Origin of the sequence: Sphingopyxis panaciterrae, from assembly GCF_011762125.1 — a bacterium.
Taxonomy (GTDB): Bacteria; Pseudomonadota; Alphaproteobacteria; order Sphingomonadales; family Sphingomonadaceae; genus Sphingopyxis; species Sphingopyxis panaciterrae.
Window position 1 is genome coordinate 435,539 of the sequence record NZ_JAASQN010000002.1, and the last position, 13,784, is coordinate 449,322.

A 13,784-nucleotide genomic window follows, 5' to 3' on the forward strand; every position below is an offset into this window, starting at 1 on the left:
CGGCGCTCCCTACCCCAAAGCCCCCTTCAACGCTGGCTTACCCCTCACGCCACGCCACCAAAGGTCAGGCCGACAACATCGGCGACCTTTTGCTCGTCCCATTCGATGCGCCGGTCGAGGATCAGCATCGCCAGGCCGTGGACCAGCGACCAGGCGTGAAGCGCCGCGATATCGGGATCCTTCACTCCGGGCAGTGCCTCGCCCACCCCGGCGCGGAGCAGATTATATGCCGTCTCCCCCCCGTCGCTCGCGGCGGCGCCGCTCTCGCGATAGCGTTCGGGGATCTTGCGCGTGAAGCTCAGGCGGAACAGCGCGGGCTCCTCATGCGCGAAGCGGACATAGGCGATGCCCGTTGCCTTGAACCCGGCGCTCGCGCCGCCCGCCTTCAGCCACGCCTGCGCCTGTAGCGCGCCCAGCCGCCGCAAACCTTCGTCGGCAAGCGCGTCGAGCAGCGCCTCCTTGTCGGGAAAGTGGCGGTAGAGTGCGGTCGCACTGACCCCGACGTCGCGCGCCAGCGCGCGCAGCCCCAGTTCGCTTTCGTCGCCCCCGGCCAGCCGTTTCATCCCCGCAGCAATCACCGCGGCGCGCAGGTCGCCATGGTGGTACGCGCCCTCGGCCTTCGGCCTGCTCTCGTTTCGCGGCTTCGCATCTTTCATGTTGACACTGTTACCTTCATCGTCTTATGTTGTCACTGTAAACATTCCGAGTCGCCTGCGCAACCCCACACTGCGCGGCACCTTCGCCAACTTCCGACTAAGGAGTATCGTCATGGCCAGCAACGTCGAAACCCTGATCCGCGGCGCCATTACCAAAGGCATCGTCAAGGTCGCGGACTTCAACCGCAAGCGTCTCCCCCGCCCCGCCGACGCGCATCCCTATCTCACCGGCATCCACCAACCGATGACCGGGGAACTGACGCTCGAAGCACTTCGCGTCGATGGCACCATCCCGGCGGCGCTGAAGGGCCGCTACCTGCGCAATGGCCCCAACCCCGCGATCGCGCCCGACCCGGCGAGCTATCATTGGTTCACCGGCGCCGGGATGGTCCATGGCATCCGCATCGAAGGCGGCAGGGCCGACTGGTATCGCAACCGCTGGATCCGCGGCAGCGAAGCGTGCGCGGCGCTTGGCGAAGCGCTCCCTCCGGGGCCGCGCGCCGACGGCAACGACGCCCCGAACACCAATGTCGTCGGCTTCGCCGGCCGCACCTTCGCGATCGTCGAAGCGGGCGGCAAACCGGTCGAGCTTTCCGACACGCTCGATACCATCGCGCACAACCCCTTCGACGGCACGCTGAAGGGCTCCTATACCGCGCACCCGCATCACGACCCCTTCACGGACGAGACGCACGCGATCACCTATGCCGGGAACAACCCGAACCAGGTGTGGCATGTCGTACTCGACGCCGATGCGCAGGTGATCCGCGAGGAAGCGGTCTCGGTCAGCGATGGCCCCTCGATCCACGACTGCGCGATCACCGAAAATTACGTGCTCGTCTTTGACCTGCCCGTGACCTTCTCGATGAAGTCGCTGATCGCGGGCTATCGCTTTCCCTATGAATGGAATGACGCCCACCCGGCGCGTGTCGGCCTTCTCCCCAGACAAGGCCGCGGCGACGATATCATCTGGGTGCCGGTCAAACCCTGTTATGTCTTCCACCCGGCCAACGCGCATGAAACCGCCGACGGCAAGGTCATCGTCGACGTCGTGGCGCATGAAACGATGTTCGCGCGCTCGAAGCGCGGCCCCGACAGCGAGCGCTCGCGCATGGAACGCTGGACGATCGACCCGGTCGCCGGAACCACGACGCGTACCGTCATCCACGACCAGGGCCAGGAATTCCCGCGCTACGACGAGCGGCTGACGACGCATCCCTATCGCTATATCTACAGCGTCGCGCTGCCCGAGGGCGAGGCGGTCGAGATGATGATCGCCGACACGCGGCTATTCCGTCACGACCTCGAACGCGGGATGACCGAAGCACGCGACTTCGGCGCCGGCCGCCACCCCGGCGAGTTCGTCTTCGTACCGCGCAGCGCCGCGGGCGCCGAGGACGATGGCTGGCTGATCGGGCTGGTAGTCGACATGAACGACGAGACCACCGACCTCGTCATCCTCAACGCCGACGATTTCAATGGGCCGGCACAAGCCGTCGTTCATCTGCCGCACCGGATACCGCCGGGGTTCCACGGTAACTGGGTCGCGGACTGACCAGCCCGCGGCGCCACATCAGCATTTCGGTGACCGCCAGCGACCGGGCGTTGTCGACATCGATCGCCGTCGCCCCGTCGCTGACCAGTAACGGGGCGATGTCGACCTTCAGATGGCGCGAGATGCGCTGGAAGATGTGGTGGACCGGCCCGAGCCCGAAGCGGAAGCGGAGCAGGTTGATCAGGCCGAACGCCTGCATCACGCGGATCGGTTTCTTGACGAACTGCCCGCCGCCGCGGAACGCCTCCGCCGCGCGCAAGGCGCCGCGGTTGCCGATCCAATAGGCATTGCAGTTCGACACCGCGACGTCGGAAAATTCGTAAAAGCGCCGCTGCCCCTCGGGATGGACAGCCAGGATATCCTCGCGCCGCGCCAGCGCCACTCCGGCTTCGACCCCAAGGCGCGCCGCCTCGTTCCCGATCTCGGCGATCGTCGCGGGGGTGAGCAGGCAATTGTCGGCGGTGGTGATGAGCAGCGGAAAGCTGGCTGCGTCCGCCGCGGCGAGCACCGAGTCCGCCAGATTGTCGGCCGCCGCGACGATGACCAGCCGGTCGCCGAGCCTATCGACCACCGCATCGCCCAGATCATCGCGTAGCGCGCCATGGTGCGTCGAGACGATAATCCGGTCGGCCGCACTGTCCGCCGCGCTTTCGAGCACATGCGCGATCATCGGCCGCCCGGCGACGGGCACCAGGCATTTGTCAGCGACGCCATGCGCCTCGGCGAGCGCATCCACAGCGCCGGGGCGGCGGCCCGCGAGGATCAGGATCGACCCGGTCATGCCGCGTCGCGCCGCGCGCTGGCCGGCATGATCTGCCGCATCATGCTTTCGGCGACGATCGTCTCGATCAGATCGGGCTGGCTGAACCCGGCGGCGGCCGCCGAGCGGCTGAACAGTTTTTCGGACCAGAGGTTGCAGTTGAGATTGACCTCGAGCAGCCGGATCTCGTTCGTCGTGAAATCGACGCGAAATTCGAATCGGCCATAGTCGAAGGGATGGAAAATATCGACCATCTGCTGCGTATAGGCGGTAATCCGCTCGACCAGCGCGGCGTCGTCGAGCGACTTGATGTCGTAACCGATCCGCTCGGTCAGTCCGCGCTTTTCCTGATAGGTGCGCAGGACGGTCGGATCGTCCTGCTCGAAGATCATCATCGGCAGCATCGCCGGTTCGCCGCCGAGCGTGATAACGGGTACCTCGACGTCGCTGCCGTCGATGAAGGGCTCGACGAGCGCATCATGATCGAGCGCATGGATTTCGGCGATCGCCTGCGCCAGGCCGCCGCGGTCATGCGCGTCGCGCACCCCCCATGATGCCGAGCTATTGTTCGGCTTGATCACCCAGCGCCGCGCCGGCGGGCAGCGCGATACATCGACCGCGGCGCCACGGCGGAACAGCGCCCAGGGCGCCGTCGGTACACCGCGCGCCGCCGCTTCCAGCTTGGTCAGATGCTTGTCGTCGGCAAGCCCCCGGACGATCGGAGAGGCGCCAAGATAGGGCAGACCCAGCCGGTTGCAGAGCAGGGGCAGCAGCATTTCGGAGTTGAAGAAGCCGCCGCGGTTGAGCAGCGGAAAGACGAAATCGGCCTCGATGCGATCGGTGAGCACGGCATAATCGTCGGCGACCAAGAGCGGAAAGCCCAGTCCTTCCAATATTTCGCGAATCTCGCGGTGATAGAGGGCGTGATTGCCGTCATCGGGATGCAGCCCGCCGTTCCACAAGGCGTGCTTGGCGATGAACAGCAGCCGCTGTTCGCGGATGGGGTCGGACAGCCGGGTCGGCTCGATATGGGTCGTACGCATGATGCGCTTCCACCATATGGAGGTTGCACCGCCATGACCTTTTGATGACTTGGCCGCAATCAAACCGCCAAATATCTGTCATCTTGTCCCCGAAAACCGCAATTTATCGATGGTTCGGCGAACCGGAAGCCCACGCTCGTCCGGTCGCAAAGCCGGTCACCCGGCGCGACGAATTGTGATGAAATCCTCACCGCGCCGTTCAGCGCACACGCTTCATCGCGAAACCGACGCGTTTTGCGCAGCGCTTTTCGTGCACCGTTCGTTTCTCCTTCACTATGACGCAGAACATCACCCTCTCCCGCCCCGCCATGAGCGCGATTGCCGCGTTCCTGGCCCTGTCCGCACCGGCCGCCTTTGCACAGGAAGCGCCCACCGTTCCGATGACGCCGCCCGTCGCCGCGCCGCCCCCGGTCGCCTCCCCGCCGACCATCGCACCGCCGAGCACCACCGCGCCGGTCGCCGCATCGCAGACGGCACAGCCCCCCGCACCGAAGCCGGTAATCCGCGTGCCGCTTGATCTTCCCGCCGCCGAGCCGGCCGAACCGGCGCCGAAGGTTGCCGAAAAGGCCGCGGCTCCCGCGCCGAAGCTCGCAGAACGTGCCGCCCCTGCCCCGCGCGCCGCCGAGCGCACTGTGGCAGCCGCCCCTGCGGCAACGCCTGAACCGGCGACGCCCGTAACGACAGATATCGCTCCGCTCGCAAGCGAAGCGACCCCGATCACCACGCCTGTCATGGCGCCGACCGAACCCGTGGCCGAGCCCGCGCCGCTGCCTGCGGAAAGGGCCGTCAGCAACGACAGCTTCCCTTGGGAACTTGCTGGCGGGGCCGCCGCGCTGCTGATCGTCGGAGGCGCCGGTCTGACCTTTGCCCGCCGCCGTCGCCGCGCCGATACCGGGGTCGCCGACGAAGGCATGAGCTATGAGGCCATGAAAGCTGCCGAAGCCGTGCCCTACAGCCCGCCGCGCGAAGAGGTGGTCGCCCCCTCGATACGGAACACGCCGTCCTTTGCCGCCGCGCCGAGCGGCAGCATGGGCCGCCACGAAGCGCTGGCGCTCGCCGGCCCGACGCCGGACAATCCTTTTGCGACGCTGAAGAAGCGGCTCGCTCGGGCGCGCTTCCTCGATAGTCAGGAGCGTGCCGAATATGATGCGACGCTCGCGACGCAGAAGGATATGAGCCGCAAGCCGGTCAGCGCCTGGGAAATCGCCCAGCGTCCGGCACCGGCCGCAGCCAAGCAGGAGGTGCGCCGCCCCGAGCCGGGCCGCGGACAGACGGCCTTCCGTCCCGGATATTCGAACAACTGAGTCCGGCTCCTGAACCGCGGCGCGTTCCCTTCGCCGCACGAAAAAAGGGCGGCGCCTTGCGGCACCGCCCTTTTTTGCTGGAACCGGCGGGCGAACCCGCCGGACCATCAAACCGGATTACTTCAGTTCGACGGTGCCGCCAGCGGCGAGAATCTTGGCCTTCAGCTCTTCGGCTTCGGCCTTGTTCACGCCTTCCTTGATCGCCTTCGGCGCGCCTTCGACGAGTGCCTTGGCTTCGCCCAGGCCCAGGCCGGTGATCGCACGGACTTCCTTGATCACGTTGATCTTGTTGCCGCCGTCACCCGTCAGGATGACGTCGAATTCGGTCTGCTCTTCAGCAGCCGGGCCAGCAGCGGCAGCGGCCGGAGCGGCAGCAACAGCAGCGGCAGCCGAAACGCCCCACTTTTCTTCGAGCAGCTTCGACAGGTCAGCCGCTTCGAGGACGGTCAGAGCCGACAGTTCTTCAACGATCTTTGCAAGATCAGCCATGTTCATTCTCCATCAGAACCGGGATGTCCCGGCAGTAAGTTTAAAGGGTTAGTTCGAAATCACGCTGCTTCTTTGGCGGCATATGCGCCAAAAACCCGCGCCAGCTGGCCCGCCGGAGCTGCGGCAATCTGCGCAACCTTGGTGGCCGGAGCCTGCACCAGACCGATGATCTTGGCGCGGAGCTCGTCGAGCGAGGGAAGCGAAGCAAGCGCTTTGACGCCATTCACGTCGAGGACCACGTCGCCCATGCCGCCGCCAACGATTTCAAGCTTGTCGTTGGTCTTGGCAAATTCCACGGCGATCTTCGCAGCCGAGACCGGATCGGTCGAGGTTGCAAGGGCCGTGGGACCGGTCAGCAGTTCGCCGATACCGGTGTAGGACGTGCCATCGAGCGCGATTTTGGCAAGACGGTTCTTCGTGACGCGAAAGTCGGCCCCTGCGTCGCGCATCTGCTGGCGCAGCACCGTCGACTGAGCGACGGTCATGCCGAGGTTGCGGACGACCACAACAGCAGCAGCTGATCCCAGCGTAGCGTTCAGCGAGGATACGGCTTCGGCCTTTTCCGTACGATCCATGCCTATACTCCACTCATCTGCCCGGATTCGCCCGCGCCGAAACGCGTGGCGCCGCCGGGCGGCTAACACACGCAAATACAGACGCGAGCCGAGGCTCGCCTGTCATTGCGCAACGATGTCCGATGGGGTCGGTCAAGACGCGTCGCCTGAAAACAGGCGAGCGACCGAAAAAGACTGTTCCCCGTCTCGGCTGGAAATTAAGAAGGGCATATTCCCTTCACCAACTGTCTCGGACGGAATTGCCACGGCCGAGGCCGGGACAACACGGAGGCGCTCATAGCGTTCGGCGGCGCAAAGTCAAGCCGGACAGGCGGCTTGGCGGGTACGGCCGGTTGGCATATGGCGGCGCGCATGATCCATATCCGCCAATCCACGCCCGCGGACGGCGAACGCGTCGTCCAGATCTGGCGCGACGCCGTCGATGCGACGCATGATTTCCTGACCGCCGCCGACCGGACGGCGATCGAGGAAGAGGTCAAGAGCTTCCTTCCCGCCGCCCCGCTCTGGCTTGCCGTCGATAGTGGCGATCGCGCGATCGGTTTCATGCTGCTCGACGGGACAAGCATGGAAGCGCTTTTCATCGACCCCGCGCATCGCGGCGCCGGGATCGGACGCGCGCTCGTCGAACATGCGCTGACCCAGCATCCGGCACTCACGACCGAGGTGAACGAGCAGAATGCGCAGGCGGCCGGTTTTTACGAACGCCTGGGGTTCGTGCCGACCGGGCGGTCCGATCGCGACGGCCAGGACCGCCCCTATCCGCTGATCCATCTGCGCTACGAGGGGCGCGACTAAACCCCCGCTCATGCTTCAACAGGATTATTCCGCAATCGCCCCTTGCGCATCTTTCTTTAAGATATATCTTAGAGCTATCACGAATCGCTCTAAGGAGACATATCATGCGATTTTACGGACATATGGGCGGCGGCTGCGACAAGCGCCACGCCATGCATCGCGGCGGCCGCGGCCGCGGCTTTGGTCATGGTTTCGGACGTGGCTTCGGCGGACGCCATGGCCATGACGACGAAGGGCGCGGCCCGCGCCGGCGGATGTTCGACAGCGGCGAGCTTCGGCTCGTCCTTTTGAAACTGATCGCCGACGAACCCCGCCACGGCTACGATCTGATCCGCCAGATCGAGGAGCTCACGGGCGGTGCCTATGCGCCGAGCCCGGGCGTCATTTACCCGACGCTCACCCTTCTCGATGACATGGGCCAGATCGCGGCGCAGGAAAGCGACGGCGCGAAGAAGCTGTTTGCGATCACCCTCGACGGCCAGACCGAACTCGATGCGAACGCCGATGCCGTCGCCCGGCTGATCGCCCGCCTCTCTGCGGTCGGCGAGGAACGACAACGCACCGACGCCGCCTCGGTACGCCGTGCGATGGGCAATTTGCGGCAGGTGCTCGTTGACCGGCTGGGCCACCGCGACGTCGATCAGGACACGTTGCACGCCGTCGTCGCGCTGATCGACGAGGCGGCGCAAAAAATCGAACGACTGTAAGGAGCGGAAGAATGACGGTTTCAGCGAATGCCCATGTTCCGACGCAGCATGCGAGCAAATATCTGCAGCAGCTCTGCAAGCATTGGCAACATAATCTGGCGGTCGAATTTACCGCCGACCATGGCACCGTCGCATTCCCCAAGGATGCGCGCGGCGCCGACTGGCCCGGCGACGGGCTGGTGACATTCGATGCGGGGCCCGACCTGCTGGCGGTTCGCATCGATGCCAGTGTCGATGGCCAGCTGGAGGGGTTGAAAGGCGCCGTCGCGCGCCACCTCGATCGCTTCGCATTCCGCGAGGCACCGCTGACGTTCGACTGGCAGGCGGCGTAAACCTGCTGTGCCACCGCGGCATCGGCCGGGGTGGCACAGCAAATTTATCGTTTTTCGATATTATCGATTGACGATAAGATCGTACTCGCATATTGTTATTCGATAAGCCGCCCATCGGAGAATGACATGCCGACCGCCAGCCCTGCCCTTCTTGGCGCAACCCGCGGTCTGCTCTGGCTGTTCCTCGGTCTCGTCACCGTCGCGACGCTGATCGTCGTCGCGATCGGCGGCTCGCTGGCCTTTGCGTGGCCCGATGTCCTCACCCATTTCAAGGACAGCGGCGTCTTCCTCGATGTAACGACGGCGCGCGCGCCGCTCTGCTTCATGATGCTGCTGTTCCTCGCGATCCTCGTTGCCACGGCCTATATGCTACGCCAGCTCCAGGCGCTTGTCGCGAGCGCGGCGAATGGCGATCCGTTCGCTCCCGCCAGCGCGCATCGCCTGCGCCGCGTCGGCTGGGCGCTCGTCGTCACGCAGGCCGCCGCGCTGCCGATCCACTGGATTTCCAGCCGGATCGTTGCCACCGGAAGCGATCTTGGCAGCGCCGGCGGCCTGTCGCTGGGCGGAGTGCTCGCGATCCTCCTCGCCTTCGTCCTCGCTGCGGTGTTCGAACAGGGCAGCGCGATGCGCGACGAACTCGAAGGCACGGTATGATGGCAATCGCCGTGAAACTCGACGATCTGCTCCTCGCGCGGCAAATGACGCTGACCGACCTGTCCGATCGCATCGGCATCACGCTCGCCAATCTCTCGATCCTCAAGACCGGGAAGGCGAAGGCGATGCGCTTCTCGACGCTCGAGGCGATCTGCACCGAACTGAATTGCCAGCCCGGCGACCTGCTGGCTTTCGAACCCGACGGCTGAACACAGCTCGGTATCCCTCCCCCTGACCCGCCCCGGAAACTTGCGCCGGGGCGGGTTTTCTTTTGCTCGTCGCCAGACGTCAGCCGACGACGGCATGCCGGCGCGCGTAGAGGAAGTAGACGCCCAGCCCGCCGAGGTTCCAGATCACGAACCACAGCTGGGTCTGGAACGGCAGGCTGAAGAACAGATAGATGCAGCCGAGCACCGCAATGCCGCCGACCACCCACGGCAGCGGTGTGCGGAAGGTGCGCGGCGCATCGGGCGCGCGAACCCGCATGATCAGCATGCAAACCGATACCGCAGAGAAGGCGGCAAGCGTGCCGGCGTTCGCCAGCGCGGCGAGTTCACCCAGCGGGATGAAGCCCGCAAGGACCGCGACAACGGTGGCGGTGAAGATGGTGATGCGCACCGGCGTCCCGCGCGATGACAGTTTGGCGAGCCCCGCGGGCAATAATCCGTCGCGCGCCATGGTGAAGAAAATGCGGCTCTGCCCATAGAAGAAGGCGAGGATCACGGTGGGCAGCGCGATGATTGCCGAGACCGCGAGATATTGCGCCGCGCGCGGGCTGCCCAGTTCGCGCAGGATCAGCGCGAGCGGCTCGGGGCTGTTGGCAAAGCGCGTATAGGCGATCGCGCCGACAGCCGCGACCGCAACGCCGATATAGATGGCGACGCACACGATCATCGATCCGACGATGCCGATCTTGAGGTCGCGGTCGGGATTCTTCGCTTCCTCGGCCGCGGTCGCAATCGCATCGAAGCCGTAGAAGGCAAAAAAGATGATTGCCGCCGCCGCCATCACCCCGCGCTCGACGCCGTCGGGGCCCATATGCTTGGCAAAGCCATAAGGACTGAACGGCTCCAGGTTCGCGGCGTCGAACGCGGGCAGCGCCACGGCAACGAACACCACCAGCGCGACGATCTTCACGAGCACGAGCACCGCGTTGAGTGTCGCACTTTCGCGTGTGCCGACGAGCAGCAGCCCGGCGACGATGGCAATGATCGCGATCGCCGGCAGGTTGACGATGCCACCGAGCTCGGGGCCTTGCATCAGCGCCATCGGCACGCCCGCCCACGCCTGCAGCAAGGGCGCCGCATAACCCGACCAGCCGACCGCGACCGCGCTCACCACCAGCGAATATTCGAGGATGAGGCTCCACCCGACGATCCATGCCAGCAACTCGCCGATCACCACATAAGTATAGGTATAGGCGCTGCCCGACGCCGGAATCATCGTCGCCATCTCGGCATAGGCAAGCGCCGCGCACGCACAGATCAACCCCGCGATTCCGAACGACAGGATCACTGCCGGCCCCGCCTTGTCGGCGCCGACGCCGATCAGCGTCAGAATGCCCGTGCCGACGATCGCGCCGACGCCGAGCGCGATCAGATGCGGCCAGCCAAGCGTCCGCGCCAGCGCTTGCTCGCCCTCCTGCCGTTCCGGGACGATGGGTTTGCGGCGAAACAGGCTCTCGGTCATTTAGGGTTCCCCATTTTTTGCCGCTTGTGCGGCGCTATCGGCCAGAAGGCAAGGCGGTCAGTCGGCGAGCCGGGGATCGCCCAGGCGCGCAGCATGAGCGCCGCCGACAAAAGCATCGCCAGCGCATAGCCGGCAAGCGGCGACCATAGCACGACCGCCGCGCCGATGATCGCCCCGCCGACCAGCCCGGCCCATAGCCAGAAATGCGGCCACCAGCGACCATCGCCCTCGCGACGCAGCGCATTGGCGATCTTGTGCCCCATGTGGACCAGCGTTCCGGTCATATAGGTCACGCCGACCACGGTCCCATCGCGCCCTTCGAACGAAGCGTTGGCGACCCCCATGGCGAAGGCGAGGCAGGCGATCGAAGGCCAGCCCGCATCGAAAAACCGCAACGCCATGGCCACGCCGAGCAGCAGCGTAACGCACGCCATGACGGCGACCGTGCGCATGCGCCGGAATTTCGCGGCGACCAGCGAGCCGCCGACGATCCCCGCCACGAAGATGGCAATGATCGCCCCCGCCACCATCGCCGCCTTTTGCCACTCCGCCGCTCCCACCGCGAGGCGGGTCGAATTGCCGGTCATGAAGGAAACGAAAAAGCCGCCCGATTCAATGAAGCCGATCGCATCGACGAAACCGGCGAGCATCGCTGTTCCGACCGCGAGCATTTGAACCGGGCGGTCGAAACGGATCATCGCGGGGTCAGACCAACGCCTCGATCGCCTCGGCGAGCTTCGCGTCGCGTTCCGACAAGCCGTCGGCGTCGTGCGTCGTCAGCAGGATATCGACGCGATTATAGACGTTCGACCATTCGGGATGATGGTCCATCTTTTCGGCGATGATCGCGACGCTCGCCATGAAACCGAAGGCCTGCGCAAAATCGCCGAACTGAAAGCGGCGCGTCATCGCGTCGCGCACCGGCTCGTGCGTCCATCCGGGAAAGCGGGCGAACAGCGCGCTACGCGCCGCATCGTCGAGTTTCTGGACCATTTTTCTTCTCCCGCTAGCCATAATGGCGCGCCCGCCATAAGGAAGGGCGCGATGAGCGACAAGACCGACCTTCCCGATTTGTCACCCGGCCTGCCCACCGGCTGGACCGGCGGCGCCCCCGACGCCGACGCGCTGTTCGCGATGGCCGAGACCGCGCTTGCCAATATGCCCGATGTGTTCAAGCCGCATCTCCGCAATGTCGTCATCGCGATCGAAGAGGTCGCCGATGACCGGACGCTGGCATCGCTCGACATCGAGCATCCCTATGACCTCACCGGGCTTTACGAAGGCCTCCCGCTGACCGAACGCAGCATCGACCAGAGCGGCGGCATGCCCGACCGCGTAACGCTGTACCGCGTCCCGATCCTCGTTGAATGGATCGAAGGCGGCGAGCGGCTCGACTGGCTGGTACGCCATGTGATGATCCACGAAATCGGCCATCATTTCGGCTTTTCCGATGACGATATGCACGCGCTGGAAGACATGGCGTGACGCAGTTGCTGCGGCTGACCGGTGTGGCGTGCATCCGCGGTGACCGGCTGTTATTCGAGGATCTGTCGCTGATGCTGAACCGCGGCGATGCGCTGTGGCTGCGCGGTCCCAATGGCGCGGGAAAATCGAGCCTGATCCGGCTCGCGGCCGGACTGCTGCGCCCTGCGGCGGGCATGATCGAACGCCGTGAGCGCCGCGCGCTGATCGACGAGGCGGCGGCGCTCGATCCCGAAATGCCGCTGCGCCGCGCGCTCGATTTCTGGGCGCGGATCGATACCGTCGACGGCCACACCGTCGATCGCGCGATGGAGGAAATGGCGCTTGCGTCCCTCGCCGAAGTCCCCGTCGCGATGCTGTCGACCGGCCAGCGCAAGCGCGCCGCGATGGTGCGGGTCATCGCATCGGGCGCGCCGATCTGGCTGCTCGACGAGCCCGCCAACGGCATGGACGACGCGGCGCAGGCACGGCTGGCCGCGGCGATCGCAAAGCATCGGGCGAATGGCGGGGCGCTGCTGCTGGCGTCGCATTTCGCGCTGGGGATAACGGATCTGGCGGAGCTGGATATGGGGGCACTCGCGTGATCTCCCTACAATTCCGTCATTGCGAGCGAAGCGAAGCAATCCACGGCGGTTTACGCGACTCCGGATTGCTTCGCTTCGCTCGCAATGACGAGGACAACGGACAATGACCGCGCTGATTGCCCTGTTCTGGCGCGATCTGCGGCGCGCGTGGGGCAGCGGAGCGTTGTGGCTTCCGGTACTTTTCTTCCTGCTCGTTGCGACCGCCTTTCCCTTTGCCGTTGGCCCTGACGCACCTTTGCTTGCCCGCACCGGAGGGGGCATGCTCTGGGTCGCGGCGCTGCTCGCGGCGCTGCTGCCGATCGACCGGTTGGTGCGCCCCGACCGCGACGCCGGGGTGCTCGACCAGCTCGCTGTCCGCGGTTTCGCCGACGAGGTGATCGCGGCGGTCAAAATTGCCGCACATGCGATCGGTTTCGGGCTGCCCTTGCTGATCGCATTGCTGCCTGCCGCCGCGCTGCTCGGACAGGATGGCACGCGAATCACGCTCGTCGCGACCGGCCTTGCCATCGCCATCCCCGCCCTCGCGTCGCTCGCGGTGCTCAGCGCCGCGCTGACCGCCGGATTGCGCGGGGGCAGCGCGATCGGCGGGCTGCTCATCCTGCCGCTGGCGATCCCGCTGCTGATCTTCGGCGCCGGGATGCTCGATCCGTCGGGACGCGGCGCCGTCAAGCTGCTCGCCGCGACCAGCTTGCTGCTTAGCATGATCGGGCCGTTCGCCGCCGGCGCGGCGCTCCGCGGGCTGCGCGAGTGACGCAGCAATCGCTCGCCCATGTCGCGCTGGTCGTCCGCGATTATGACGAAGCGATCGACTTTTATGTCGAAACACTGGGCTTTACTCTCGTCGCCGACGACTATCAGCCGGCGCAGGACAAGCGCTGGGTTCTCGTCGCACCGCCGGGCAATCCGCCGGGTGGGGCGACGATCCTGCTCGCCCGCGCCGCGAATGAAGAACAGGCGAAGTTCACCGGCGATCAGGCGGGCGGGCGCGTCTTCCTGTTTCTGCAAACCGACGATTTCGCCCGCGACTATCAGCGCCTGCTCGACAAAGGCGTGCGGATCGAGCGTGAACCGGTCGAGGCCGATTATGGTACGGTAGCGGTGTTTCTCGATCTCTATGGCAATAAATGGGATTTGATCGAATTTCGCCGGCCGGAATGAC

At 65.5% G+C, this 13,784-nt stretch carries 19 protein-coding genes; 11 read left to right on the plus strand and 8 right to left on the minus strand.

Going from position 1 to position 13,784, the window contains the following annotated elements:
• Positions 1 to 44: 44 nt before the first annotated feature.
• The gene (locus FHR22_RS09680) at positions 45 to 656 is read right to left on the minus strand and encodes a TetR/AcrR family transcriptional regulator (RefSeq protein WP_166941551.1); all 612 of its coding nucleotides are present in this window, start codon (positions 654 to 656) and stop codon (positions 45 to 47) included.
• 112 nt (positions 657 to 768) lie between these two features.
• Between FHR22_RS09680 and FHR22_RS09685 the strand changes: the two genes are divergently transcribed.
• The gene (locus tag FHR22_RS09685; RefSeq protein WP_166941553.1) at positions 769 to 2,211 is read left to right on the plus strand and encodes an 8'-apo-carotenoid 13,14-cleaving dioxygenase; all 1,443 of its coding nucleotides are present in this window, start codon (positions 769 to 771) and stop codon (positions 2,209 to 2,211) included.
• Here the strand turns inward: FHR22_RS09685 and FHR22_RS09690 are convergent.
• Together FHR22_RS09690 and FHR22_RS09695 are read right to left on the minus strand one after the other, a co-directional pair.
• Positions 2,132 to 2,992 carry an NTP transferase domain-containing protein gene (locus FHR22_RS09690; RefSeq protein WP_166941555.1) on the minus strand — a complete coding sequence of 287 codons (861 nt, stop codon included), beginning with the start codon at positions 2,990 to 2,992 and terminating at the stop codon, positions 2,132 to 2,134. The two genes, FHR22_RS09685 and FHR22_RS09690, sit on opposite strands and share 80 nt — an antisense overlap.
• Positions 2,989 to 4,014 carry a D-alanine--D-alanine ligase family protein gene (locus FHR22_RS09695; protein ID WP_166941557.1) on the minus strand — a complete coding sequence of 342 codons (1,026 nt, stop codon included), beginning with the start codon at positions 4,012 to 4,014 and terminating at the stop codon, positions 2,989 to 2,991. The genes FHR22_RS09690 and FHR22_RS09695 overlap by 4 nt, the downstream gene beginning before the upstream one ends.
• 308 nt (positions 4,015 to 4,322) lie before the next feature.
• Here FHR22_RS09695 and FHR22_RS09700 point away from each other — a divergent pair, with 308 nt between their 5' ends.
• Positions 4,323 to 5,318, plus strand: coding sequence for a hypothetical protein (locus tag FHR22_RS09700; protein ID WP_166941559.1), 996 nt, complete (start codon positions 4,323 to 4,325; stop codon positions 5,316 to 5,318).
• 117 nt (positions 5,319 to 5,435) lie between these two features.
• Here FHR22_RS09700 and rplL read toward each other — a convergent pair whose 3' ends face one another.
• The gene (gene rplL, locus FHR22_RS09705; protein WP_037516187.1) at positions 5,436 to 5,807 is read right to left on the minus strand and encodes a 50S ribosomal protein L7/L12; all 372 of its coding nucleotides are present in this window, start codon (positions 5,805 to 5,807) and stop codon (positions 5,436 to 5,438) included.
• A gap of 59 nt (positions 5,808 to 5,866) precedes the next feature.
• Entirely contained in the window at positions 5,867 to 6,382 is a 516-nt protein-coding gene (rplJ, locus tag FHR22_RS09710) for a 50S ribosomal protein L10 (protein WP_166941561.1), read from the minus strand.
• A gap of 351 nt (positions 6,383 to 6,733) precedes the next feature.
• Between rplJ and FHR22_RS09715 the strand changes: the two genes are divergently transcribed.
• The 5 genes from FHR22_RS09715 (at position 6,734) to FHR22_RS09735 (ending at position 9,079) form a co-directional block, all read left to right on the plus strand.
• Complete coding sequence (locus FHR22_RS09715) at positions 6,734 to 7,177, plus strand: acetyltransferase (protein ID WP_166941563.1); 444 nt, start codon at positions 6,734 to 6,736, stop codon at positions 7,175 to 7,177.
• A gap of 104 nt (positions 7,178 to 7,281) precedes the next feature.
• The gene (locus tag FHR22_RS09720; RefSeq protein WP_425057434.1) at positions 7,282 to 7,884 is read left to right on the plus strand and encodes a PadR family transcriptional regulator; all 603 of its coding nucleotides are present in this window, start codon (positions 7,282 to 7,284) and stop codon (positions 7,882 to 7,884) included.
• Between the two features lie 11 nt (positions 7,885 to 7,895).
• Positions 7,896 to 8,216, plus strand: coding sequence for a DUF2218 domain-containing protein (locus FHR22_RS09725; protein ID WP_166941565.1), 321 nt, complete (start codon positions 7,896 to 7,898; stop codon positions 8,214 to 8,216).
• Positions 8,217 to 8,342: 126 nt separating this feature from the next.
• Positions 8,343 to 8,870, plus strand: coding sequence for a DUF2975 domain-containing protein (locus FHR22_RS09730; protein ID WP_166941567.1), 528 nt, complete (start codon positions 8,343 to 8,345; stop codon positions 8,868 to 8,870).
• A complete protein-coding gene (locus FHR22_RS09735; RefSeq protein WP_166942619.1) occupies positions 8,870 to 9,079 on the plus strand; it encodes a helix-turn-helix domain-containing protein in 210 nt (69 codons plus the stop codon). Before FHR22_RS09730 ends, FHR22_RS09735 begins: the two co-directional genes overlap by 1 nt.
• A gap of 79 nt (positions 9,080 to 9,158) precedes the next feature.
• Here FHR22_RS09735 and FHR22_RS09740 read toward each other — a convergent pair whose 3' ends face one another.
• Genes FHR22_RS09740 through FHR22_RS09750 form a run of 3 tightly spaced genes read right to left on the minus strand, consistent with a single transcriptional unit; the run spans position 9,159 to position 11,552 of the window.
• A complete protein-coding gene (locus FHR22_RS09740; RefSeq protein WP_166941569.1) occupies positions 9,159 to 10,559 on the minus strand; it encodes an amino acid permease in 1,401 nt (466 codons plus the stop codon).
• Positions 10,556 to 11,257, minus strand: a complete 702-nt coding sequence (locus FHR22_RS09745) for a YoaK family protein (protein WP_166941571.1) — start codon at positions 11,255 to 11,257, stop codon at positions 10,556 to 10,558. The genes FHR22_RS09740 and FHR22_RS09745 overlap by 4 nt, the downstream gene beginning before the upstream one ends.
• Before the next feature lie 7 nt (positions 11,258 to 11,264).
• The gene (locus FHR22_RS09750) at positions 11,265 to 11,552 is read right to left on the minus strand and encodes a 4a-hydroxytetrahydrobiopterin dehydratase (RefSeq protein WP_166941573.1); all 288 of its coding nucleotides are present in this window, start codon (positions 11,550 to 11,552) and stop codon (positions 11,265 to 11,267) included.
• Between the two features lie 51 nt (positions 11,553 to 11,603).
• On the opposite strand from FHR22_RS09750, the gene FHR22_RS09755 reads away from it, so the two are divergent.
• The 4 genes from FHR22_RS09755 to FHR22_RS09770 all read left to right on the plus strand — a co-directional run bounded on the left by FHR22_RS09755 (position 11,604) and on the right by FHR22_RS09770 (position 13,783).
• On the plus strand, positions 11,604 to 12,044 hold the full coding sequence (locus FHR22_RS09755) for a metallopeptidase family protein (RefSeq protein WP_166941575.1): 441 nt from the start codon (positions 11,604 to 11,606) through the stop codon (positions 12,042 to 12,044).
• Complete coding sequence (gene ccmA, locus FHR22_RS09760; RefSeq protein WP_166941577.1) at positions 12,041 to 12,625, plus strand: heme ABC exporter ATP-binding protein CcmA; 585 nt, start codon at positions 12,041 to 12,043, stop codon at positions 12,623 to 12,625. The genes FHR22_RS09755 and ccmA overlap by 4 nt, the downstream gene beginning before the upstream one ends.
• Before the next feature lie 103 nt (positions 12,626 to 12,728).
• On the plus strand, positions 12,729 to 13,376 hold the full coding sequence (locus FHR22_RS09765) for a heme exporter protein CcmB (RefSeq protein WP_166941579.1): 648 nt from the start codon (positions 12,729 to 12,731) through the stop codon (positions 13,374 to 13,376).
• Positions 13,373 to 13,783: a VOC family protein gene (locus FHR22_RS09770; RefSeq protein WP_166941581.1), complete on the plus strand. Its 411-nt coding sequence runs from the start codon at positions 13,373 to 13,375 to the stop codon at positions 13,781 to 13,783. Before FHR22_RS09765 ends, FHR22_RS09770 begins: the two co-directional genes overlap by 4 nt.
• Position 13,784: the final 1 nt, after the last annotated feature.